17 protein-coding genes and 1 pseudogene are annotated in these 21,931 nt (G+C 60.3%); 15 read left to right on the forward strand and 3 right to left on the reverse strand.

Features of this window, described 5'->3' with window-relative positions:
• Nucleotides 1-335 precede the first annotated feature (335 nt).
• The 7 genes from NKH98_RS16810 (at nucleotide 336) to NKH98_RS16840 (ending at nucleotide 8,243) form a co-directional block, all read left to right on the forward strand.
• Complete coding sequence (locus NKH98_RS16810; RefSeq protein ID WP_254817280.1) at nucleotides 336-878, forward strand: class I SAM-dependent methyltransferase; 543 nt, start codon at nucleotides 336-338, stop codon at nucleotides 876-878.
• Between the two features lie 236 nt (nucleotides 879-1,114).
• Nucleotides 1,115-2,902 carry an ABC transporter ATP-binding protein gene (locus NKH98_RS16815; protein ID WP_352899894.1) on the forward strand — a complete coding sequence of 596 codons (1,788 nt, stop codon included), beginning with the start codon at nucleotides 1,115-1,117 and terminating at the stop codon, nucleotides 2,900-2,902.
• Between the two features lie 6 nt (nucleotides 2,903-2,908).
• Nucleotides 2,909-4,090, forward strand: coding sequence for a glycosyltransferase family 9 protein (locus NKH98_RS16820; protein WP_352899895.1), 1,182 nt, complete (start codon nucleotides 2,909-2,911; stop codon nucleotides 4,088-4,090).
• Between the two features lie 9 nt (nucleotides 4,091-4,099).
• Nucleotides 4,100-5,284, forward strand: a complete 1,185-nt coding sequence (locus NKH98_RS16825; protein ID WP_352899896.1) for a glycosyltransferase family 9 protein — start codon at nucleotides 4,100-4,102, stop codon at nucleotides 5,282-5,284.
• Nucleotides 5,274-6,452: a glycosyltransferase family 9 protein gene (locus NKH98_RS16830; RefSeq protein WP_352899898.1), complete on the forward strand. Its 1,179-nt coding sequence runs from the start codon at nucleotides 5,274-5,276 to the stop codon at nucleotides 6,450-6,452. Before NKH98_RS16825 ends, NKH98_RS16830 begins: the two co-directional genes overlap by 11 nt.
• Before the next feature lie 301 nt (nucleotides 6,453-6,753).
• Nucleotides 6,754-7,533 (forward strand): sulfotransferase domain-containing protein, encoded by a 780-nt coding sequence (locus tag NKH98_RS16835; protein ID WP_352899901.1) that lies wholly within the window; start codon nucleotides 6,754-6,756, stop codon nucleotides 7,531-7,533.
• A 14-nt stretch (nucleotides 7,534-7,547) separates the two neighbouring features.
• The gene (locus NKH98_RS16840) at nucleotides 7,548-8,243 is read left to right on the forward strand and encodes a sulfotransferase family protein (protein ID WP_352899902.1); all 696 of its coding nucleotides are present in this window, start codon (nucleotides 7,548-7,550) and stop codon (nucleotides 8,241-8,243) included.
• 29 nt (nucleotides 8,244-8,272) lie between these two features.
• Here NKH98_RS16840 and NKH98_RS16845 read toward each other — a convergent pair whose 3' ends face one another.
• Nucleotides 8,273-9,253 carry a glycosyltransferase family 2 protein gene (locus tag NKH98_RS16845; protein WP_352645679.1) on the reverse strand — a complete coding sequence of 327 codons (981 nt, stop codon included), beginning with the start codon at nucleotides 9,251-9,253 and terminating at the stop codon, nucleotides 8,273-8,275.
• A gap of 225 nt (nucleotides 9,254-9,478) precedes the next feature.
• On the opposite strand from NKH98_RS16845, the gene NKH98_RS16850 reads away from it, so the two are divergent.
• The 4 genes from NKH98_RS16850 to NKH98_RS16865 all read left to right on the forward strand — a co-directional run bounded on the left by NKH98_RS16850 (nucleotide 9,479) and on the right by NKH98_RS16865 (nucleotide 13,624).
• Nucleotides 9,479-10,642: a glycosyltransferase family 4 protein gene (locus NKH98_RS16850; protein WP_352899904.1), complete on the forward strand. Its 1,164-nt coding sequence runs from the start codon at nucleotides 9,479-9,481 to the stop codon at nucleotides 10,640-10,642.
• Between the two features lie 113 nt (nucleotides 10,643-10,755).
• Nucleotides 10,756-11,529 carry a glycosyltransferase family 2 protein gene (locus NKH98_RS16855; RefSeq protein ID WP_352899905.1) on the forward strand — a complete coding sequence of 258 codons (774 nt, stop codon included), beginning with the start codon at nucleotides 10,756-10,758 and terminating at the stop codon, nucleotides 11,527-11,529.
• A gap of 108 nt (nucleotides 11,530-11,637) precedes the next feature.
• Complete coding sequence (locus NKH98_RS16860; RefSeq protein ID WP_254817270.1) at nucleotides 11,638-12,360, forward strand: glycosyltransferase; 723 nt, start codon at nucleotides 11,638-11,640, stop codon at nucleotides 12,358-12,360.
• A 226-nt stretch (nucleotides 12,361-12,586) separates the two neighbouring features.
• Nucleotides 12,587-13,624, forward strand: coding sequence for a phosphatidylglycerol lysyltransferase domain-containing protein (locus tag NKH98_RS16865; protein ID WP_352899907.1), 1,038 nt, complete (start codon nucleotides 12,587-12,589; stop codon nucleotides 13,622-13,624).
• Nucleotides 13,625-14,176: 552 nt separating this feature from the next.
• Here NKH98_RS16865 and NKH98_RS16870 read toward each other — a convergent pair.
• Nucleotides 14,177-14,354 (reverse strand): annotated as a pseudogene (locus tag NKH98_RS16870) (ATP-binding cassette domain-containing protein); the annotation flags it as partial.
• Between the two features lie 6 nt (nucleotides 14,355-14,360).
• Here NKH98_RS16870 and NKH98_RS16875 point away from each other — a divergent pair.
• The 4 genes from NKH98_RS16875 to NKH98_RS16890 all read left to right on the forward strand — a co-directional run bounded on the left by NKH98_RS16875 (nucleotide 14,361) and on the right by NKH98_RS16890 (nucleotide 19,405).
• Nucleotides 14,361-14,513 carry a hypothetical protein gene (locus NKH98_RS16875; protein WP_352900019.1) on the forward strand — a complete coding sequence of 51 codons (153 nt, stop codon included), beginning with the start codon at nucleotides 14,361-14,363 and terminating at the stop codon, nucleotides 14,511-14,513.
• Nucleotides 14,514-15,875: 1,362 nt separating this feature from the next.
• Entirely contained in the window at nucleotides 15,876-17,804 is a 1,929-nt protein-coding gene (locus NKH98_RS16880) for an adenylate/guanylate cyclase domain-containing protein (RefSeq protein ID WP_352899909.1), read from the forward strand.
• Between the two features lie 580 nt (nucleotides 17,805-18,384).
• The gene (locus NKH98_RS16885; RefSeq protein ID WP_352899911.1) at nucleotides 18,385-18,939 is read left to right on the forward strand and encodes an ankyrin repeat domain-containing protein; all 555 of its coding nucleotides are present in this window, start codon (nucleotides 18,385-18,387) and stop codon (nucleotides 18,937-18,939) included.
• Nucleotides 18,940-18,964: 25 nt separating this feature from the next.
• Complete coding sequence (locus tag NKH98_RS16890) at nucleotides 18,965-19,405, forward strand: YHS domain-containing (seleno)protein (RefSeq protein WP_352899913.1); 441 nt, start codon at nucleotides 18,965-18,967, stop codon at nucleotides 19,403-19,405.
• Nucleotides 19,406-19,411: 6 nt separating this feature from the next.
• On the opposite strand, the gene NKH98_RS16895 is transcribed toward NKH98_RS16890, so the two are convergent.
• Nucleotides 19,412-21,628 (reverse strand): adenylate/guanylate cyclase domain-containing protein, encoded by a 2,217-nt coding sequence (locus NKH98_RS16895; RefSeq protein ID WP_352899915.1) that lies wholly within the window; start codon nucleotides 21,626-21,628, stop codon nucleotides 19,412-19,414.
• Nucleotides 21,629-21,931 lie beyond the last annotated feature (303 nt).

A 21,931-nucleotide genomic window follows, 5' to 3' on the forward strand; every position in this document is an offset into this window, starting at 1 on the left:
CCATAGGCAAATTAGTAGCATAGCTGCCGGCACAAAGCAAGAACAAACATGGCTTGCCTTGCCGAAAGGGCGTACGTTTCAGGAACTCGAGGGCAGGCCCGGGTAGGGGGCGCCAAGCGACATTGCGGTTTCCAACCGATGTGTCGATCTGTCGGGCTGGTGTTCGTCAGCTTCCCGAAACGTCTTCGCAGGATGCTGTGATCAGGAGTTCCTTTCTCCCGCGGTTACGTTTACAGGACGTTCTGGACAGTGTCGTTTGCGCGCCAGCAACTGGTCCGGGGCCAAGGCCCAGCGCACAGTCGTCCTCCGTCAAGGAAACCAGTCCGGCGCCGCTTTTGGAGAACAATGATTTGTGGTGGTCAAATAAGCAAAAGAGATTCAAGGGAACGTGGGACGACCGACTGGACGGCCTATTCTCAGCAGAGGTCGACTACGCCGGGAAGTCCATTCTCGATGTTGGCTGCAACATGGGTGTTGTCGCCTATGAGATATCCAAGCTAGGACCAAGTTCGATCCATGGGATCGACATTCTCAAGCCGCATATCGAGACGGCCAGGATGATCTTCCTGGGTTGTCCGGTTCAAAGCCGGTTCGATTGTCTCGATCTTGGCAGCCGGAAGCTGCAAAATGTTCTCCAACCGCAGTATGACATCGTCATGCTGCTGGCGGTCTACCATCACATGCAGTGGAGCCTCGGCGCGGACAAGGCGCGACGCGTGCTGTGCGATATCGCCAGGCGTGCTCAAACGATCGTTGCCCGCGTTCCTCCTGGCAAGGATAGAGAGATGATCGCGGTGCTTTCGGATGTGGGCTTTTCAATCAAAAGCAATCACACCTCGCCTCTTGGAAGCCATCTCATGGTCCTCGCGAAACACTGACCGGGCATAGCGCGGCCGACGGCGAATGGCGCAAGAGCCGCGTGGCTGGGTCCGCTATGCTCGTATGCGAGGAACCGACGGTCGTAAGCCGATGACGTGCAAGGATCCGGTTCGGCATTGACTGCGGTCGGGAACGAAGCCACAGACAGGTGATCGAAACCGTTTCGCGCTTCAAGACAACACGAAGACCGGACGGGATCGCAACGGGCGGCGACGAGATGATTGCAAAGAAACGAGTGTCAACGGGCCCAGCATATCCGCTGATCAAGCGTCTGATTGGCGAAAATCTGCCGCCGCACAAGATGCTGTATGTGACAGGTTTGCTGTGCTCGATCGCTGCTGCTGCGGCGACCGGGGCAGCGGCCTGGATCATGAAAGTCATGATCAACACCATCTATGTCGAGCGAGACGCTGCCGCTGTATCGGGTATCAGCGTCGTCATCATCGGCATTTTCCTGGTCAAGGGCATAGCTGCCTACTGCCAGACCATCACCACGGGCAAGATTCGCCGGGCTATCGTTTCAGACCTTCAAAACCGTCAATTTTCCCGAATGGTGTATTTCGACATCAGCCGTTTCGCGAACCAGCATCCGGCAAAATTTATCTCCAAGATCATGTTCAACGCGCGCGCCGGGGCGACCGTTATTCTCACCCTCACGAGCAGCGCCGTCTCTGATCTGCTGACCCTGATTGCCTTGGCCAGCGTCATGGTCAAGCAGGACCCGGTAATGTCGCTGATATCCGTGGCGGTTCTGCCGATGCTGTTCCTATCGGTCGGCGCGATAACCAGGAAGCTCAAGGCGCTGGCGAGGGGCGAGACGGAATTGGCCGCACAGGTCCAGTCGATCGGCACGGAAGCCGTCGAAGGCATCCGCACCATCAAGTCCTTCCAGCTCGAGGACAAGGCGGTTGCCAGCTTTGCAAAGGCCGTCCGCAAGATGGAAAGACGTGGCATCCAGATCAACCGGACGTCAGCATTGATGAGCCCATTGATGGAGACCGGCGGCGGCGTGATCATCGGGCTTTTCGTTATGTACGCCAGCTGGCAGACCCTCGGCAACGGCAAGACGCCCGGCGAATTCATGGCCTTCATTACCGCGTTCCTGCTTGCCTATGAGCCTGCCAAGCGGTTGGCCCGGGTCAACGTCGACATCCAGAAGCAAATGGTCGCCGTCGAGCAGATGTATGATTTGATCGACACGCCCGAGCAGCGGCGACTTGCAATCGCGGGCGAGCGCCTGGCCGATGTCGATGGTGGTATCCGCTTTGAAGATGTGGCCTTCTCCTATGACGGCAACAGCCCGGCGCTGGAGGGTGTTTCCTTCGACGTGCGACCTCGTGAGAAGCTGGCGATCGTCGGCCGCTCCGGCGCCGGCAAGACCACCATCGTCAATCTGATCCTGCGCCTGATGGAGCCGGACAAGGGCAGGATCCTGATCGACGGAAAGGACATTTCGAAGATCAGCCTGGCCGACGTTCGCGATAACATCGCACTGGTGTCACAGGACGTCTTCCTGTTCGAAGGCTCGATCCGCGACAACATTCGCGACGGCCGCCCGAACGCCACGGATCAGGAAATCGAGTCCGCTGCGAACCTCGCCCGGGTCACCAGCTTTGCTTCGGCGCTCGAAAACGGGCTCGACACGCTTGTCGGGCCGAGCGGCACCAATCTGTCGGGCGGGCAGAAACAGCGCGTCGCCATCGCACGCGCCCTGCTCAAGAATGCTGCGGTAATCGTCTATGATGAAGCGACATCGGCGCTTGACGGTGAAAACGAACGGGCAGTCATGGAGGCAGCCTTCGACAACACATTTCAGCGCACAGTGATCTGCATTGCGCACAGGCTGTCTACAATCAAGGCGGCCGATCGTATTCTCGTGTTTGACGCCGGACAGCTTGTCGATGCTGGAACGCATGACCAGCTTGCCAAGCACAGCGAGATATATCGTTCGATATTCCACCTGGAGACGCCCGATCCGATGGTCGAAAGCGGCAAAAAGCTGCGGCAGAGCGTATTGCGCTGAAGGCCGATGACCAGCTTTTATCACGGTTCCTATGTCCGGTATGTGATTGGTGGACTGGGCCTTCAGGTGCGCCGGTACAAAAAGGCGGTGCGCAGGTTGTTTTCCGGCCCCAAGCAACCGCGATCCATTCTTGAGCTGCAAGCCAAGGTTGAGGCCCTGATCGTTCGCAGGGACTGGAAAGGCCTTGAAGCCGGTACCGATGAGATAGCTGTCGCGGCCGATCATAATCGCGACCCGGAGCTGATGCAGAAGGCGGGCCAGGCATTCGAACGGCTTGGCAACTTTGCGCGGGCAGCTGAGCTTCGGCTTTCCGCTCGCCGGCTGCGGAAAGGGAAAAGCGCGAACGAGTGGACCGGCGAGAATCTCGGATCGGATACACTGCTGATCGACCTTGTGGAGGATGACCCGCGCAGCCTTGGCCGGGTTATCCGCCACGCGCGACTGGCCGGCGCTGCCGCTGCCTATGCGCAAAGCGCAACAATCCGGGTCGAGCCGCGCCTGGTACCAATTCTGCAGCGAACGTTCCCGAAGGCGACCGTGGTCCCGGCGCAGCGGGATGTGGTCGCCAACAAACGTGCGACTTTCGAAGATCTCGCCTGGGTGTTCGGACGCGATGCCGAAAAGCTTGCTGCCGACTTCGTGCCGCTGCGGGCAGATCCTGAACACGTCGAGACATTCCGCAAGCGCTATCGGGCGATGACGGATCTGCCGCTGGTCGGCCTCTCCTGGGGCAGCAAATCCCACACCAAGGACGTGCCTGATTTTCCTGAATGGGCACGGTTCATCGCCCAGACACAAGCGACCTTCGTTTCGCTCCAGTACGGACAGATCAAGCCGGCGTTGCGGCGCCTTCGCAACGGCAATGACGCGCGTCTGATCTTTGACGACGGCGTCGACCAGATGGTCGACATGGACGGTTTCGCGGCACAGGTCGCCGCACTCGATGCTGTCGTGACGATCAGCAATACGGCAGCCCATCTTGCCGGAGCCCTTGGCGTGCCGACTGTTTTCCTGATCGACGATAATTTTCAGACGGCATGGCCGGTGACCGGCGACCGGACACCCTGGTATCCGAAGGGCATTGTCATTCGCAAGGAGGGGCGCCCTTGGTCGCTGGTGCTCGACGAGGCCGGCCGGCGGCTCTCATCGATCCTGACGACGCTTTCCGACGCTCCCCCAGGACGATAGAACATCGCCGTGCAGAACAGACGAACCATCCTTCAGAAAGCAAAAACCGCCGATCTGCGCCCGCAGGGCGCCGTCGGCAAGCGGCTGCAGAAGGTTCTCGAGCGGGCAAAGGAACTTCTTAGACGTCCCTCGCGCCACCCCGACGAAAGTGCCGAAAGGCATATGAGGCTGATGGAGGAAAGCGTGCAGCGTGGTGACTGGCAAACTGCTCGCGACCATGCACTGGCGCTTGGCGCGCTTGGTGAGCAGCTTGGCGATCTCGGCCTGATCAAGAAAGCGGGGCGCGGACTGAGGCGTCTCGACGGAGGAAATCGCATCTGGCAGTTGATGGCGGCGAGCAAGCAGCGCGGCAGACCCGATTGGGATGGCAGTGATCTTGCGGGTCGCACGCTTCTAGTCGATCGTCGCGAAGGCGACCTGGCAATCTTTTTCCAGTTCGCGTCGCTGCTTGGTCCAGTCGTCGCGGCTGCCGGTCGATGCATCGTCTTCGTCGAGCCGCGACTGGCACCGCTTTATCGCAGAACATATCCTGGGCTCGATGTCAGGATTGAAGGGGAAGAGGACATGGCGGCGGTGGACGCCGATGTCGTTGCCGGTTTCGAGACACTCGCAAAGCATTTCTGGCCGGACGACCCGGCGGCACGCGCGCCCTTCGTTCCGTTGGAGCCGGACCGCCGACTGGTTGCCGAGCTGCGCGGCACCTATCTCGATGGCGGCCCAGGTCCCCTGATCGGATTTGCCTGGGGAAGCCTCAACAAGAGTAAGGATCTGCCGGCCCTGGATGACTGGCGGACGCTGTTCGCCAGCCTGCCGGGGCGCCTCGTCAGCTTGCAATATGGCGATGTCGGGCCGGCCCTCTCCGAGTTCGAGCGCCACGCGCCGGGGCGCATCATCCATGACGCTTCCGTCAACCAGTTGACGGACATGGACCGCTTTGCCGCCCAAATCGCGGCGCTCGACGCGGTGGTGACGATCAGCAATACCGGTGCCAACCTGGCCGGAGCGCTCGGCGTGCCGACGGTTGTCATGCTCGACGACGGGTTTCGACTGTCCTGGCCTGCCTTCGGCGAGACCGTCGCCGCGTATCCGAGCGTTCGACTGGTCCGAAAAGGCGGCCGAACCTGGGCGTCGGCAGTGCAGGAAGCAGGCGGACGCGTCATGCAAATCATCGGCGGAGCTGGCGATGGAAGGTAGCCTACTTCTCGGCCGGTTGCGCCGCGCTGTCGCGCTTGCAGGCTACAAATACAAGGTCTGGTTCCGACGTCACCGGCGGCAGCTCTTCCTTCGCTGGCGTGACGGCGACATTGCCGATCAGATGGCGGATTATCGGCGAAGCGTCGAGTCCCGCGATTGGCCGGCGGCACTGCCGAAAGCCCTGGCTCTTGGATCCATTGCAAAATCGAGGGGCGAGGTCCACCTGATCGACGAGCTCAGCAAGGCGCTGATGCGGATGGGCGCCTATGGCGCAGCCGCCGAGCTCAGGATTGCACGACGCCACATCGTCAACGGCCGCGTCGATGGCGAGTGGCTGGGCCAGGATATTTCTGGCCAGACACTGCTGATCGATCTGATGGAAACCGAAAAGCAGGGTCTGGCCACCGCGATCCATCATGCCAGCTCCGTCGGCTGTGCCCTGGCGCGCGCCGCCCGTTCGATCGTCCTCGTCGAGCGCCGCCTGGTACCGCTCTTTCAGCGCACTTTTCCGACTGCCGATGTGCGGCCGGTCGGCGCTGGCGGCAAGGCCGTCTATGCCGAGGCGCAGGCCTTCGCCGGCGTCCAGCATCTGACTGCCGTTTTCGAGACTGACGAGGCAACGATCCGCGAGCACTTCGTGCCCCTTAAGCCGGATCCGGCCCGGGTCGCTGAACTTCGCGCCCGCTACCGGAAGGAAGGGCGGCCCTTGGTCGGTATCGCATGGGGCAGCTCCAATCCTGGCAAAGACCTGCCGCCGCTTGCCGCCTGGCGAAACCTGATCGGCCGCCCGGACCTCCGGTTCGTCTCGCTGCAGTACGGCCAGATCGAGACCGATCTGAAGATCCTGACCGACGGTGAGCCGGAGCGCATTCTTCATGACAGATCGGTCGATCAGCTCGTCGACATGGACCTTTTCGCCGCGCAGGTTGCCGCGATGGACGCCGTGGTGACCATCAGCAATACCGGAGCGCATCTGGCGGGCGCGCTCGGCATCCCCTCGGTTTTCATTCTAGGCGACGGCTTCAAGCGCTCCTGGCCGGTCGAGGGCGACCGCACGCCCTACTATCCATCGGCCGTGCTGGTCTCGAAACGGGAACGCCCTTGGTCCGTGGTGATGAGCGAGGCTGAGGCCATCCTTGCGCCATGGATCACAAAAGTGAGTGGCTAATGCATGTCGTCCGAAAGCGCGTCACTGAATACGCATCGACGCGATCCGCATTAAGCGGTCGGCCGACGGATCGCGGAATGGAGCGCCCGTGTCGAACACTCGTCGCAACAGGCCAAAAAACATAAGGCATTCCGAACCGGGATATAGTAAAGGCCAATTCGCCCCGCAGAGGATCGCAATTCTTGCCGGCATTTCTGCCTTGTGTTCGAATCAGCCGTAGGCTTAGGCGCCCAGTAATGGGGTTGGTCTGGCCGGCAGCGGTTCGGGCGCCAGCTCTGATAATCTAAAGGAGGTCTCTCCCATGTCCTTTCTAAAATTTTTCCAGGCCAAAGCGCCGCCTCTTCCTCTTATCGTATCCTTTCCAAAATCAGGGCGCACGTGGCTGCGTGTCATGCTGGACGATCTGGGAGTTGAAGTTCAATACATTCACGACGGAACCGACCACAAGTTACTTCGACCAAAATCGAGCCTCAAGGAGAATAAATCTCGATACAAAAAGAGAAGAACAATAATGCTTGTTCGCGACCCAAGAGATACGGTGGTCTCAGGGTACTTTCAGGTTCAGAAACGCCACATGCTTCCAGCGGGATCGTTCAGTGATTTTATCAGAAGCGACAATCATGGGATTGAAAAGATCATCAGATTCAATCTGCATTGGTTCGCGGCCATGCCCCGGATGCGCGAAATCCGGTATCTTCAATATGAAGATATGCATCGGGATACGGCTGGTGTCCTTCGCGCGATCCTTGGATTCCTGAACCAGCAGGCTGACGATCAGACGCTTGTCGAGGTGGCGAACAACCGAACCTTCGACAAGATGAAAGTGAGTGAATCGACTGGTGATCTGTCCGATCGATACGGCAAGATATTACAGCCGCGCGATGCGAATGATCCCGAAAGCTTCAAGGTGCGCAAGGGTAAGATAGGCGGTTACGGCGAATATCTTTCCGAGAACGACGTGGCCTATTGTGACGAGCAGTTGGCCAAGTTCGAATATTGGGAGAAGCTGGACAAGGTCTTTAGCACGAACGGCTTGTGCTACGCTCGCGTCGATAACCGCGCCCGGGTCGCCTTGGGTTAGGGGGCATTGCCGACATGGTGATGCGGACCGGATTCATTTGCGGCTGCGGCCATAGCGGGACGACGTTGATTGCGACGATCCTTGCGTCGCATCCTGACGTCTACCTGCCGCTTCAGGAAACCAACATTTTCTTCAAGTGGACGCCACTGGCCATGTTCCGCTTCTGGAAACTGAAGCGGGCGGCGCGCGAGGCTGGAAAGAACGTGCTGCTTGAAAAGACACCGCGGCATATCCGCCGTGTGGCCCGCATCCGCCGGCTCGTGCCCGGCGCGCGTTTCATCATGCCGGTGCGAGATGGGCGCGACGTCGTGGCGTCGCTGACCAAACGACTTGACGACCCACAGGAGGCTCTCGACCGCTGGATCAACGATAATGCGCTGGTTCTCGCGGAACGGGGAAAGCCGGATGTGCTGATCTATCGCTATGAGGATCTGGTCGAGAATCCGGCCAAAGTCGTCGAGCAGATATGCGGCTTTCTTGATGTGACCTTCAGCCCGGATCTCCTCGACTACCACAAGAACCCGCAGCAATGGTTCAAGCCGACCGACGCCAGCGTCGAGACGCCACACGAGGTGCTCCGGAACCAACAGGTCAATCAGCCAATCTATGACGGGAGCGGGAGATGGCGCTCCGAACTTGGAAACGCCGAGTTACAGGACCTGGTACAAGGACGAGGTGCCCAGCTCATGAAAGCGTTCGGTTATGCATGATGTTGGTTCGGCATCTGCTGGAGTGCCGTCTACCAATCAATTTTGTCGATCAAACCCGTTTGGAACAGGCTGTGAGCGCCTTCGTACAGCATTGACTGTTCGCTCATCGCGCTGAGAGCGGCTTTACCGCTCGATACCTCATGATACTGGCGATATTTGGAAGCGCCGTTCCAATACTGACCTTCCGCCACCGCGACCTGCGCCTTGTCGTTGAAATCGGCGAAGAACTTGAAATGAAGCAGGCCGGCCAATCCCTTTATATAGTTTCGCCAGTAGGGCAGCGGTGCGTGAATTGACGTAAAAATCGTCTGGCGATCAACATATATCAGAGGAAACTTGGTCAACTTGTGCTGCCTGGCGAAAAGCCGGGTTCTCGGGCCGCCTGTGATCTTGAGATGCCGGGGGCTCCTCGTCACCTCATAGCCGCTGCCGTCGAAATGGTCCGCAACCTGCCATGGCGGCACGATGGGATCGAAGGGTACGTCCCAGATGTTTCCGCTCGGATACATGTCGATCATCGGCGCCAGCAGGCGTGTCATTCCGCGCCGCTTGAGCCAGGCGGCCATCGCGCCGAGCGGATTCTGATCCATGCCGTCATAGACAAGATATTCGTCCGCATCGACGGTCAGATACCAGCGAGGCTGACCATAAATCTGCACAAGACGCTGCCGCCAAAGGTTTCCCAGGTCCGACTGAGAATAGGTGAGCGGCGAGCTGAATAGATCGACATCTGGCTGCTCGGCCAGAAGCTCAGCTGTTCCGTCGGTCGAGCGATCATCAAGGACGGCGAATCTGGTGACGCCGAGCTCGCGGTAGTGCTTCAGGAACGGGCGTAGCCTGTCCGCCTCGTTGCGGATGACGAGGATCAAAGGCAGATCATTCACTTTGAGGGGCGTTATCGGCCGCAGCGATGACACTTCTGCCCGCCTTCCGAAGGTGCGTCTCAGCCGATATATGGCGGTGTCGGTAATCGTCCGGCGGACAATGGCGGGCCAGGTTGCTTTGCTCAAGCCGTCGATTCCCCCTCATAGCGGTCACTACCCGGCTGGAGCTGGCGCTGATCCGCTGTTTGCAGTTAATTTCTACATGCAGCACCGTCAGGCAAATCGCAAGCAGTCGCGGACAATGGACACAGACCTGTTCTGAGTTCCGCGAGTGAGCTTTCCAACTGTTGCCGATGCGCGCTGGCCTCTATAGACATCGTCCGATGGCAACAAGGCCGGAGCCCTGACCCAATGCATGCCGGCATTCGTGGCATCGAAAATCAATTCGACAGGCCGATCCTGTTCGTGCGCCAGCGTTATGCGCCCTTTGGCGGCGGCGAGATCATGCTGGAAAACATCATGGCCGCGTTCGCCGCGCGTCAGCGGCCGGTGGCCGTGCTCTCCGGTGACTGGCCGCGCTATGAAGGCATAGAATTCATCCATTGCGCCGGCCGCCGCTTTCCGCGTTCGCTGCGGGCGGCGTCCTTTGCTCAAGCCGCTTGCCGCAAGATCGCCGAGATGCCACCGGCGCTGGTGCAGAGCAACGATCGCCTCCCGTGCTGCGATGTTTTCCGGGCCGGGGAGGGCGTTCATGCCGCCTATCTTGCCGAACGGCGGCGTTTCGAGACGCGGCTTGGCAGGGCGGCAATGGCGCTGAGCCCCTTTCACCGCCAGACGCTGCGCCTCGAGCGCGCAACCTATGCCAGCCCACGGCTCAAAGCTGTCATAGCGATTTCGAAGATGGTCGCCGAGGACATTGTCCGTCACTATGATTATCCGGCCGAAAATGTGCACCATATTCCCAACGGGGTGGACCTCGACCGCTTCAATCCGCAACTGCGCCAACAGCATCGGGCCGCGGTCCGCGCGCGGCTCGACGTCGACGAAAACAGGCGGGTCGTCCTGTTTGTCGGCTCGGGCTTTGCGCGAAAAGGACTGCTTGCACTGATGAAGGCTGTCGCCACGCTCGATGGCGAGCCGGAATTGTGGGTCATCGGCCACGATTCGCGCGCCAACGCCTTCAGGCAGGCCGGTAACAGGCTCGGTCTCGGCGCACGGCTCAAGATGCTGGGGCCGCAGAAAGACATGCTGCCGTGGTACGGCGCGGCCGATATTGCCGTGCTGCCTTCCATCTATGATCCTTTCGGCACAGTGGTCATCGAAGCGATGGCCAGCGGCTTGCCCGTCGTGGTAAGCACCGGCTGTGGAGCGCGCGAGCTTGTCGAGCGGTTCGAGCCGACGCTCGTTTGCGATGCGGCCAGCGAAAGTGACCTCGCAGCAGCGCTCGCCCACGCGCTGCAGTTGGCGTCACGACCTGAAACCGGAGCCCGGGTGAGAGCGGCGGCCGAACACTATGATTTCAATGTCATGATCAAGCGAATGATGGCGCTGTATGAAAGCCTTGATCTGAAATGATTTTCGACTTTGTTGAATTAGGTTAGTACCCTCAATGTGCTAACGGGCCGGGAGCCGATGCTGCAGATGCATTCGAATGACAGTGGCAGCTTTGATGCCGGAACCTTCTGACCGTGCCGGCGCTCTCGGTCATTATCATCACCCGCAACGAGGAGGCGTCCATCGCGCGCTGCCTTCGCTCGGTGGATTTTGCAGACGAAATCATCGTTCTCGACAATGACAGCAGCGACAGCACCAGGGAGATTGCCGGTGACTTGGGGGCCAAGGTCTTGATGACCCTTGATTGGCCCGGTTTCGGCGCGCAAAAAAACCGTGCGCTGGCCGCGGCAACGGGGGATTGGATCCTCTCGCTGGATGCCGATGAGTGGGTGGAGGCGCCGCTCGGCACGGAAATCAGGGCCGCAATCGCCGACCCAAAAGCCTATGACGGCTTCGAAATACCGAGAAGATCGCGCTTTTGCGGGCACATTGTCCGCCATAGTGGCTGGTCGCCCGATCTGGTGCTCAGGCTCTTCCGTCGCCGCTCCGGGCGCTTCAGCGACGACACCGTGCACGAGAAAGTAGTGCTGAACGGAAAGGTCGGGCGATTGTCCCAGCCGATCGAGCACGATTCGATCACCGACCTGGCAGATGCCCACGACAAGATCGGCCGGTACGCAGAAGCATCCGCCGCGCAGCTGCTTGCCGAGGGCAAAAAAAGCTCGATAGGCAAGGCAGTTTTGCGTTCCGTCTGGGCCTATGTGCGCAGCTATATTTTCCGGCTGGGATTTCTGGACGGTTCCATTGGTGCGATGGTGGCCGCGTATTCGGCCAGCTACACCTATCAGAAATGGGCGCGTGTCGCATTGGGAATGCGAGGCCAGGTCCACCCAAAAAAGCAAGGCTGAGGCCAGGACAAATCTGTGAGAAACCGGCTCGGTTGACCGCAATTGTTGCCGAGCCATCGCCAACTAGTTAGTGTACGACCGTTAAAATCGAAAGCCAGGGTAGTGAATATGACTGATGCGTTTAGGGTATTTATCGGATGGGACAGCCGTGAGCCGATCGCGTACGACGTCGCGCGACACTCGCTGCTCAAACATGCGTCGGCGCCTGTCTCCGTCATTCCGATCAAACAGGACGAGATGCGTGCCCGCAGGCTGTATTGGCGGGAAAAAGATCCACTCGCCTCGACGGAGTTCACCTACACGCGCTTCCTCACGCCTTTTCTCGCCGACTACACGGGTTGGGCCCTGTTTTGTGATTGCGATTTTCTGTGGCTTGGTGACGTCGCTGGCCTGCTGAAATATACGGACTCGGACAAGGCGGTCTATTGCGTCCAGCATGACTATACGCCGAAGGCCACAACCAAGATGGATGGCGTGGTCCAGACATCCTATCCTCGGAAAAACTGGTCGTCGCTGATGCTGTTCAACTGCGCGCATCCTTCGGTCAAATCGCTCACGCCAGAGGTCGTGAATCAGGAAAGTGGCGCCTATCTTCACCGAATGCAGTGGGTTGCCGACAAAGATTTGGGTTCATTGCCGGTAGAGTGGAATTGGCTCGAAGGCTGGAACGAAAAGCCTGCTGTCGGCACACCTAAGGCGGTCCACTATACGAGCGGCGGCCCGTGGTTTGCCGAGTGGCAGAATGTCGACTATGCCGACTTGTGGATAGCAGAACGCGACGAGTTCCTGGCTTCCGATCAGGCAGAATCTTCTCAGAGCGCGGTTCGATAAGAGCATCGTGTTTGGCGGGTGACCTGGGCGCTTCCGAAGTGGCATCGGCGTCGGCAACAACGCGTGGTGCCGCCTCGGGGCGGGATCGGGGCATATTGCGCCTAGGAATCTGGCAGTTCCGGCTGGGAAGCATGCCGTGCTGAGATAAGGATCAGCTCGCGGCAATATGATCGATTTGGGGTCCGTCAGCTCTTTCATCCGCCTAGCCGGCACGCGAAAGTCGACCATGTCGTCACTGCGAAGACGCCTCGATCGTTTCCTGGAAAACCGCGGGCCTAGAATACCGCGGCTGCAGCTGAACCATGTCGAGCGCCTGGCGCTGGTCCGTCGCCATGGTGATTTTTCCCTTGCCTATTCGACCGCCGTGCAGAAGGGGCTTCACTACTTCGGCGATGCCCAGGGCTACATCGCTTACGGAACCAAAACGCGACATCACTTCGCGCTCGGCGATCCAATGGCTGCCCCGGCCGATCGGCGCGACTATATCGAACGTTTCATCGAGGTTGCCGGCAGCCCGTGGTTCGTGCAGATCGGCGAACAGACGGCGCGCGTGCTTGCCGGACTTGGCTATCAGGTCAACCGCCTCGGCGTCGACACCAGGCTTGTCCTGCCCGGCCACGACTTTTCCGGAAAGCGCAATGAGACAGTGCGTTATTCCGAACGCTGGCTCTTGAGGAAGGGGTTTTCCTTCGCGGAGGACAACGGGACCGTCTTCCTCGACGAGATTGCCAGGCTCTCCCAGAATTGGCGGGCCGACCGCATCGTCAAGCGCTGGGAGATGAGGTTTCTCAACAGGCCTTTTGCCGATCACCTTGGCGTCGATATGCGCCGTTTCGTCCTGCACGGTCCGGATGGAGAGCTCGTGGCCTTGCTGGATTTCGATCCGCTGTTCAGCGACGGCAAGGTCATCGGCTACAGCACCTCATTTAAGCGCAAGCACATCGATGCCTCGGCGCATGCCGAGGTCGGCCTGACCAAATTCGCGGTCGACCGCTTTCGCGACGAAGGTGTTTCCGTGGTCACCCTCGGCCTGTCGCCGCTTGTCGAAATCGAACCTAGCGGGTTTGCCGAAAGCGATTTCTGGCGGCGCGCCTTCCAGCGTGCCTATGAATCGCCGTGGGTCAATCGCACCCGCTTCAACCTGCAGGGGCAGGCGGCCTTCAAGCGCCGGTTCCATGGTGTCGAAGAACCGACCTATCTCGCCTTTCGCAACGGGACCTTTTTCGAAGCGCTTTCTTTGCTCCGGCTGATCAGGGCCGTCTAGTGCCTGGAGATGAGGGCTCGTCGTGTCCCAGCATGGTCGACCTCACAACGGCCAGGCTTGGTTGTTTAGGTGGGAAAGGAAAGCCGTGTCGGGAAGCAAAGGACCGGCTGCGAAGCGCCGGACCATTCTGCTGCGTCCCCCAGTCCCGCCGGCTACTTTTGGCAGCCCGAGAGCGGCTCCGCATCAGCGCGCGCCAAGGGGCGGATTCACGGTTGCTGCTGAGTACCGCCAGGAATAACGAGAGTACCCTGGCCCGGCCTTGAGTATCTGAAGCCTATGAAGAACAAAGCAACGATGATCAAACAAATGACGATGACCGCGACGACGCTGCCAGGATGGTGTCCGGTATCTGGCGGTTGGACCATTGCCTTCCCGTATGGCTATCGCCGCTGACCTTCTTCATCTTCCAACCGAGCATGACGACTGTCAATGGATACAGGAGCTACCCCCGCCATCCAATCAGCAGCCGGTAGTGTCGAACACGTTACGCGCTTGCCGACCGAAGCTGATGATGGACCGAACCACATCCTAAGCACGCCTCCATCGCTGCGAAGCGTCCGGCCGGCGGCGAACCCGCAGCGGAAAAGCGAGGTTTTCGGCCACCGTCAGATGCGGAAACAGCGTGTAGCGTTGGAAGACCATGCCGATGTTGCGCTTGTGAAGGCACTGCAAGCAGTGATTTTCCTTCCAGCAAGACATCGCCGGAAGTCGGGTCCTGAAAGCCGGCGATCGCCGAATGACCGAAATCATGGATGCAATCCGGTCGCGCAAGCCGGACGAGGCGGCGGCGCGGCGGCATGTCGAACGCGTGGCAGATCGCCCGCAACACGCTTCGCCTTGGCTGACTGGTATGCCGCCGGCGGTGCATCGTTCCACGGCAGGCATCTAACTGGTGCGTACAGTGACATTGTGACATGCCAATTTGCTTTCAGTTGCGGCGGCAAAATCGTATATCGCGTTAGTTAGGTGTTGTATCTCTTGCCAAATTGCTCTGTCATTCGAACGGAGTGTCGGACGGATTGAGACAGAGAAACTAGAAAAATGAATATGTTACGCCACAAAGTTGCCGTGGCGCCCATGATGGATGGGGCCGATAGATAAGTAATATCAGATAGTTGTGGGAGAACGTGTGCAAAAATCGCACACGAAAGTTCTGCTTTTCTTCTTTTTTCGTTCCCACGACGGAGACGCCGACAGCCCTATTCGGACGCTCTTTTGCCGATGATATTGACCGTTCCATCGCGGACGTTCGCTGCGATATCCGTGCCCCTTATTGTCCGATGCGGCGTCCAATTTGCCTGGGGTTCTTGGAAGCTTTTCGAACTTTCTGCCTTGCTCCGCCAGCCGAATTGCGAGCGCTCGCAAAGGAGGTTGGGATGCGTGGATCCGCTGTGGTGCAACCTTGACTCAAGCATCTGTGGGGGTTCGAATCGGTAGAGGGATACCGCCAATACAGTGCTGTGACCGAGTTCGTTTGCTGACGGGGCTTCTTAATCGGTGCAAATTGGTCCGACTCCAACCTCCGCAACCAGTTCCAGCATAAATCACTAATAGTCGCGATCTGATCAAAGCCCCGCCGGAAAAAACGGCAAGGCTTTTCCCACGGCAGGTTTGCGAAGCGCGGAAGGGCACTCTGCCGCCCAGAGTAACCAGCCTGCACGGTGAAGACGAGAAGCACGCTCTTCCTAACGCGGAGTTCGAAACCCTCCCGGCCCTCTAGACCGCCGATTGCCGCACAAATCGCAGCTGAGCAATAATCTTCTGGCCATCGCCGAGACCAAGATAGCAGAGGACAAGAGCGGGCTGGCGGAGGACTCCCCACCTTCTTGCAAGGCTGATTTTCACCCAGCCACCACTCTCGTCCATGCCGGTCTTGAGGTCGGGGTGCGGCGCAGCACTGCGCTGCAGCCCTGCCTCGCGGCGAGCAGCGGGTGTGCAACCGGAGTGGGCGCCTTCGCGGGGAACCGGCTGCAGGGAGCGAAGCGACCGAAGTTGGGCGGAAGGCGCTCCGAAGCGCGCCGAGGGCGGAGCCCTAAGCCTCTCGATGCTTCAACTCAAAGGACAGTCTTCCATCTTTCTCGGACCTTCGCCGACGGTCGCCGGTCAAGAAGTTGTGACCCGTTGAAGACGTTCATCCGCACCCGGTCGAAAGTCAGGATCGGCTGACGAGCGGTCATTCACCGCGCGGCCAACGGCGCGTTCTGGCTCCGGCGCCTCCATGGGTGTAGGCTTGTGCCATAAAGAGGCGCATATGGCGGTTCCCCCTCTCAATCGGAAGCTGCTGGCGATCCTGGCGGCCGATATGGTTGACTACTCAAAGGCGATGGAGGCTGATGAGGCCGGCACCATCGCGCGACTGAAGGCCATGCGCGCCGAGTTGATTGATCCCACCATCTCCCAGCGCCATGGCCGCGTCGTCAAGCTGATGGGCGATGGCGCGCTTGTCGCCTTCGACAGCGTGGTCGACGCAGTCGCCTGCGCAGCGGAAATCCAAAGCGCGGCGGCCGCGCGCAATGAAGGTCTGCCAGAGCCTGAGCGCATCGTGTTCCGCATCGGGGTCAATCTGGGCGACGTTGCGCTGGTTGACGGCGATGTCTATGGCGACGGCGTCAATGTCGCCGCGCGGTTGCAGCAACTCGCTGAGCCGGGCGGCGTGATCGTATCGGGCACGGCTTTTGACCATCTGCAGGGCAAGCTTGATTTGCCCCTCGATTTCGCCGGCGAGCAGCAGGTCAAGAACATCAGCCGCCCCGTGCGGATGTACCGACTGAGGCTCGAGGGCAAGCGGGTGCGTAGGACCTTACGCAAGGCGATGCCGCGCTGGACCAGGACGACTGCAGCGGCCATCGTCGTGCTGGCTCTGGCGGGTGGAGGGACCTGGTGGTTCTTTCAGCCCGCGCCGCAGGGGGCCAAGCCGTCGGTCGCGGTGCTGCCCTTCAATAATTACGGCGGCGACGAGGCCACGGGGCGTTTGGCCGATGGCTTGACTGAGGATATCATAACCGACCTCGCGCGGTTTCCCGAACTTGAGGTCGTGGCCCGGAATTCGACGGAAGTTTACAAAGGCAAGCCGGTGGATGCCCGCCAGGTCGCAAGTGCGCTCCATGTCGGCTTCGTACTGGAAGGCTCTATCCAGCGGCAAAATGGGCGGGTGCGGGTCACCGCGCAGTTGATCGATGCACAAACCGGCAATCATCTTTGGTCGGATCGTTGGGACCGGCCCACTGAGGACGTTTTCGCCGTCCAGTCCGAGATCGCAGAGCAAGTCACCAACCGTCTGGGCGGCGGCGTAGGGTTAATTCAGGCGGCCGGGCGGGCCGCGGCCAAACGTAAACGACCTGAAAACCTGAATGCTTATGATTATTATCTGCTCGGGACCGAGAAGATTGAAAAGATCACCATAGCGGATGAGGAGGAGGCCATCGCGCTTCTCAACCGCGCCGTTGAGCTGGACCCCGGACTGGCCCGCGCCTGGGTAGAACTTTATCATGCTCATGGTATATTGGCAGGCTTCGGTATCAATCCCGAGAGCGAGATCAAGGCGGCTGCCGATGTGGCCGAACGCGCGGTGCGGCTCGATCCAAGTGACGCTGAGGCACACGCCGTGTTTGGTATGAGCCTCAGCCAAAAGGGCGACAACGCCCGCGCCAAGGTTGAGCTGGACACGGCCCTTCGTCTCGCTCCCGGTTCGTCCGAAATCCTGACATTCTATACCGGCTATGCGGCACGCTTCGGTGAACCCGAACGCGGCGCTCAGATGGTCGACCAAGTAATGCGGCTCGACCCGAACTACCCGATGTGGACGTCCAACTTCTTCGCCCCTGCCTATTTTATGGCTGGCCGGTATGAGGACGCGTTGAAGATGCTGGAGCGCATGACGCCTAACAACTACGACAAGTGGAAGTGGGTGGTGCTTAGCAGCTCTCTTGCGGCTCTGGGTCGAATGGATGAGGCGAATGCTTCGGTTAGGGAAACTCTCAAGCAGTACCCGGACCTGACCGTCGAGAGCATGATTAATGAAGTCGGCTTGAGCACTAAAGAGCGCAGCCGGTTTATTGAAACAATGCCGCTCGCCGGCTTTCCGGCTTGCGCCAAGCCCGAGGCGCTGGCAAAACTCGCCAAACCTGTGCGACTGTCGGAATGCGAGGCGGGGGAGGCGAAGCCTCTCGGGCAGCCATAGAACACCCCTGTGCAAAGAAAGGCGAGGGCCGCTGCTCGCCAGCGCGCGAACGGCGCGCGTTGCCAGGAACGACCGCTGTGCATCGAAAGCGACAGTTCACTGGCCAAACGATGAATGGCGGCAAGTGGCGCAAGTTGCCCGTTCCGGGGCGCCGCCTTAAACCGCAAAGTTTGACCCAATCCGGACCTCGCGTGTTGAGACATCAACGTCGCGTGCCGTGCCATAGCAGACCGTCGGCTTAGCCAGAGCAGCATTCGAGTCGAGTGGATCGCGCCCGTGACGTGGGTTAGGTGACGGCTCGATCGCTGTGCTCTCCGGCACAGGCCGGGCAGATCAGCGCGCCGCGGCTGGCAGGCTGATGAAGGGATCATCGCTCAAAGGTGAGATGGTTCCAGCGTCCTGGTTCTGCGAGGCGATGGCCTGCATCACTCGTACAGCTGTGAACGGAACCCCAGCTCCGCAGCGCCGGGCTGGACCAGGAAACGGTCAGCGTGCTAGTATTGTTCATTCAGCAGGAAGCGATATGCTCAGACCACTGTCTGCGGTGGCGTTCTGGTTCGGATTGACGGCGACAGCCGCGATGGCCGGATCCCTTCATGATGCGGCGCAATCCGGTGATGAAACGGCACTCAAGGCCCTGCTCGATGGCGGCGCGGCCATCGACGAGAAAAACCCCACCGGTGAGACGGCGCTGGTCGTAGCCTGCCTCGCCAGCCGGCCGGAAGCAGTCGCCTTTCTGATCAAACGCGGTGCCGATGTCATGGCAAGGAACAACCGGGGAATGACGGCTTTGCACGGCGCATCCTATGCGGGGTGCGCGGAATGTGTGCGGCAGCTGCTGGTGGCCGGGGCTTCGCCTGGCGATGCTGAGAACCGATTCAAGACGACGCCATTCATCGTCGCCGCCGAAGAAAACCATCCGGACATACTGGCGATGCTGCTGGCGGCCGGTGCGGATTCGGAAGCAACCGAGCGGCACGGCTTTACGGCGTTAACCCGAGCCGGATTCAAGGCGCGAAAGGAGACAATCGCCTTCCTGCTGGCGCGCGGTGGCCGTTGCCAGCCGGCGAAGGTAGCGGGTGGGTGGAGTGGGGAGTGCCTGAAGCTGGCGGCCGAAACGGCGCGTCTACCTTAAGTCTCCAAATGAAAGGACGAGCACCATGAAACGCCTCGGATTGACGTGTCTCTGCATCGCTGCCGTCTGGACCATGCCGGCGCTGGCCGGCGAGGTCAACACCGGCTATTTCGGCAACGTCGCCATCGAGGGCTACGACACGGTTGCCTACTTCACCGAAAAACGGGCGGTGAAGGGTTCTGAGAAGTTCCAATCGGAATGGCTCGGCGCCACCTGGCAGTTCTCCAGCGACGAAAACCGGAAGAAGTTCGATGCTAGTCCGATGGACTACGCGCCGCAATATGGTGGCCTGTGCAGCGAGGGCGTCGCCTTTAACGAGATGACGGTCAACATCGAACCGGAGGTCTGGCAGATCATCGATGGCAAGCTCTATCTTTCCGCCGGCGCGGGCTTCGAGGATCTTGCCGCAAATCGGCCCAAGGCGGACGCCAACTGGCCGGCCGTGCATGCCGAGCTGCAGAAATAGAACACGCTATTTGACAGAGAAATAGCGAAGCGCGTCGGGCAGAACCAGCGCGTAGTCCAGGCCGGCGCTCTTGTCCGCATAGACCGCGCCGCAGTGCCAGTGCCCGCGGAAGCTCGCCTCAAATTGCAGACAGAGCTGGTCGTTCTCGATTCGCGCCAGCCCGGTCAGAAAGGTGTTGGCGCCGCGATAGGCGACACGGTAGTCTTTGGTGACCTGCAGAAAGAATGGTACTTTTTCGCTGCGTCGGATGGCCGTAACTCCCTGCCAGCTACGACCTACGGCCAAAGCAGTCAGGGCTTCGCCACGAACGCGAACCTGCTCGTTGCCCCGGTAGCCGAGAGGCAATTCGGGAATGCCGGCCTCGGCGAGCAAAGAGAGGTAGCGTGCGAGATCGGAGGGATTGCGAAAAAAGCCAGTGTAGAGAATGCGAATGGCGGCCAAGTTGCCGAATGGTAAATTTGTCAAGAAGGCAGCGAGCTCCCGCGCCTCGTCGGTTCGGCCGAGCGCGGCATAGGTGGCAGCCAGATATTCATGGGTGTTTTCCGAGGTCGGCCAGGCAGCCATCACCGTCTCGAGCTCGACCCGTGCCAAATCGTATTTCCCAGCCAGCGTGTGCACGATTCCCGCAACCTGAAGAAAGCCGGGCGGCGGTTTCGGGTTCAAGCGCATCGCCTGGGCAAAGGTGTCCACCGCTTCGTGGAGTTCGCCGGAATAGGCCAGCACCATGGCGAGGTTCGCCTTGGCCTCGGCATCGCCGGGATTGAGCGCGACTGCGCGTCGCACCGAGGCGATGGCATCGTCATGGCGGCCGTCGGCCAATTGGAAGGTGGCAAGCGCCGCGAAGGCCCGCGCATTGTTGGGATCGAGCTCCAGTGCCTTGCCGGCGGCCTCATAGGCGCGCTTGCGGGCGACCGTCGCTGAGAGGATCTGGTCCCCCACGGCCCGCCAGATCTCCGCTAATGCCCGCGCATAGCCGGCATAGGCATCGGCGAATGAAGGATCGAGTGCGATCGCCTTGTCGTAGGCGGCCAAGGCCCGGGCTTGCGTCGTGGCGTCGACGACATAATAGCTTTGCGCTTCGGCGCGCAGAAACCAATCGTAGGCCTCGAGATTAGCGGTCGGAATGCGCGTCAGCCCGGCCGCTTCCGCCGAGGTGAGCTCCACCGCAAGCGCTCCCACGATCTCGTTGATCACCTCGTCCTGCACGGTGAAGATGTCCGAGAGGCGCCTGTCGAACTGCTTGGCCCAGATTTGCTGGGCGGTCTCTGCTTCCACCAGGTCGGCGCTGATGCGCAAGCGGTCCTGGGATTTGCGCACGCTGCCTTCGAGGACGTAGCGAACGCCCAATTCGCCGGCGACCGTCTGGGGGCTGACGGTCTTTCCCTTGTAGGGTAGCACCGAGCCGCGGGCGATGACGAAGAGGCCGGAAAGGCCGGTGAGCTGAGTGATGAGACCGTCGCTCAGGCCGTCGGCGAAGTAGTCCTGGTCGGAATCGCCGCTGACATTGGCGAAGGGCAGGACGGCGATCGACCGCTTGCCGGCCCCTGCCGGATCGGTGGCATCAGGTCGAGGCGCGCCGCTCAGCCAGAGGGCCGCCACGGCCAACCCGACGAACGCGAGCAGTGCCGCGGCGATTACCGGTAGGGCGAACTTCGGCTTGCGAGCTTGGGCCGCTCGGGTGCCGGCCGCCACGCCGTCAAGCGCCACCCGGAAGGCGCGGATCGGCCGGGCGATGTTCTTGACCTCGATTTCGCCCATGTCGACGAACCTGACAGGCAAGCGATCGCGCACCTCGTTACGGACGGAACGATGCACGCAGATGCCGCCGGGCTCCGCCAGCGCCTGCAGGCGCGCGGCTACATTGACGCCGTCGCCGAACACATCACCACTATCGGCGATAACGTCGCCCAGGTGCACGCCGATGCGAAACGAGAGCTTGCGGGTATCGGGGCTGGCCGCGGCGCGCGCCGCCATATCGCCTTGAATGGCGAGCGCGCAGCGCATCGCCTCGACTACGCTGGGAAATTCCGCGAGGAAGCCATCGCCCATGCGCTTGAAGATGCGCCCCTGGTGCTGCGCGGTTTGGGGAGACAGAACCTCCTCGTCCACGGCCCTGAGATCTCGCAGAGTTCCTTCCTCGTCCTCCCCCATCAGCCGCGAATAGCCGGCGATGTCGGCAGCTAGGATCGCGGCGAGCCGCCGTTCCAATTTGTCTTCGGCCATTGCGATGGACGTTCGAGAGTTTCTGCCGATTTTTCGCTACACTTGCGGCGAACGCTGCGTCATTCCGGTATTTACCATGATAGCCCATCCAAAGCCATTTCCATCCCAGTAGTCTCGAATGAGTTCCGTTATCGGCCATCAGCAACACGATTCACCAGTTTTCTACTGAAGCCAACGCACCCGCCCTTTTCCCGGCTGGTTCGCGAAATACTCTTCCATCCGCCTTCCGGCCGAACTCGACCGCATGTTACAAGACGGGTAAGTGGTCAAATGGGTGGGCTGCCGCCCGCAAGATGAACTATC

Origin of the sequence: Mesorhizobium sp. M0833 (genome assembly GCF_040319905.1) — a bacterium.
Classification (GTDB): domain Bacteria; phylum Pseudomonadota; class Alphaproteobacteria; order Rhizobiales; family Rhizobiaceae; genus Mesorhizobium.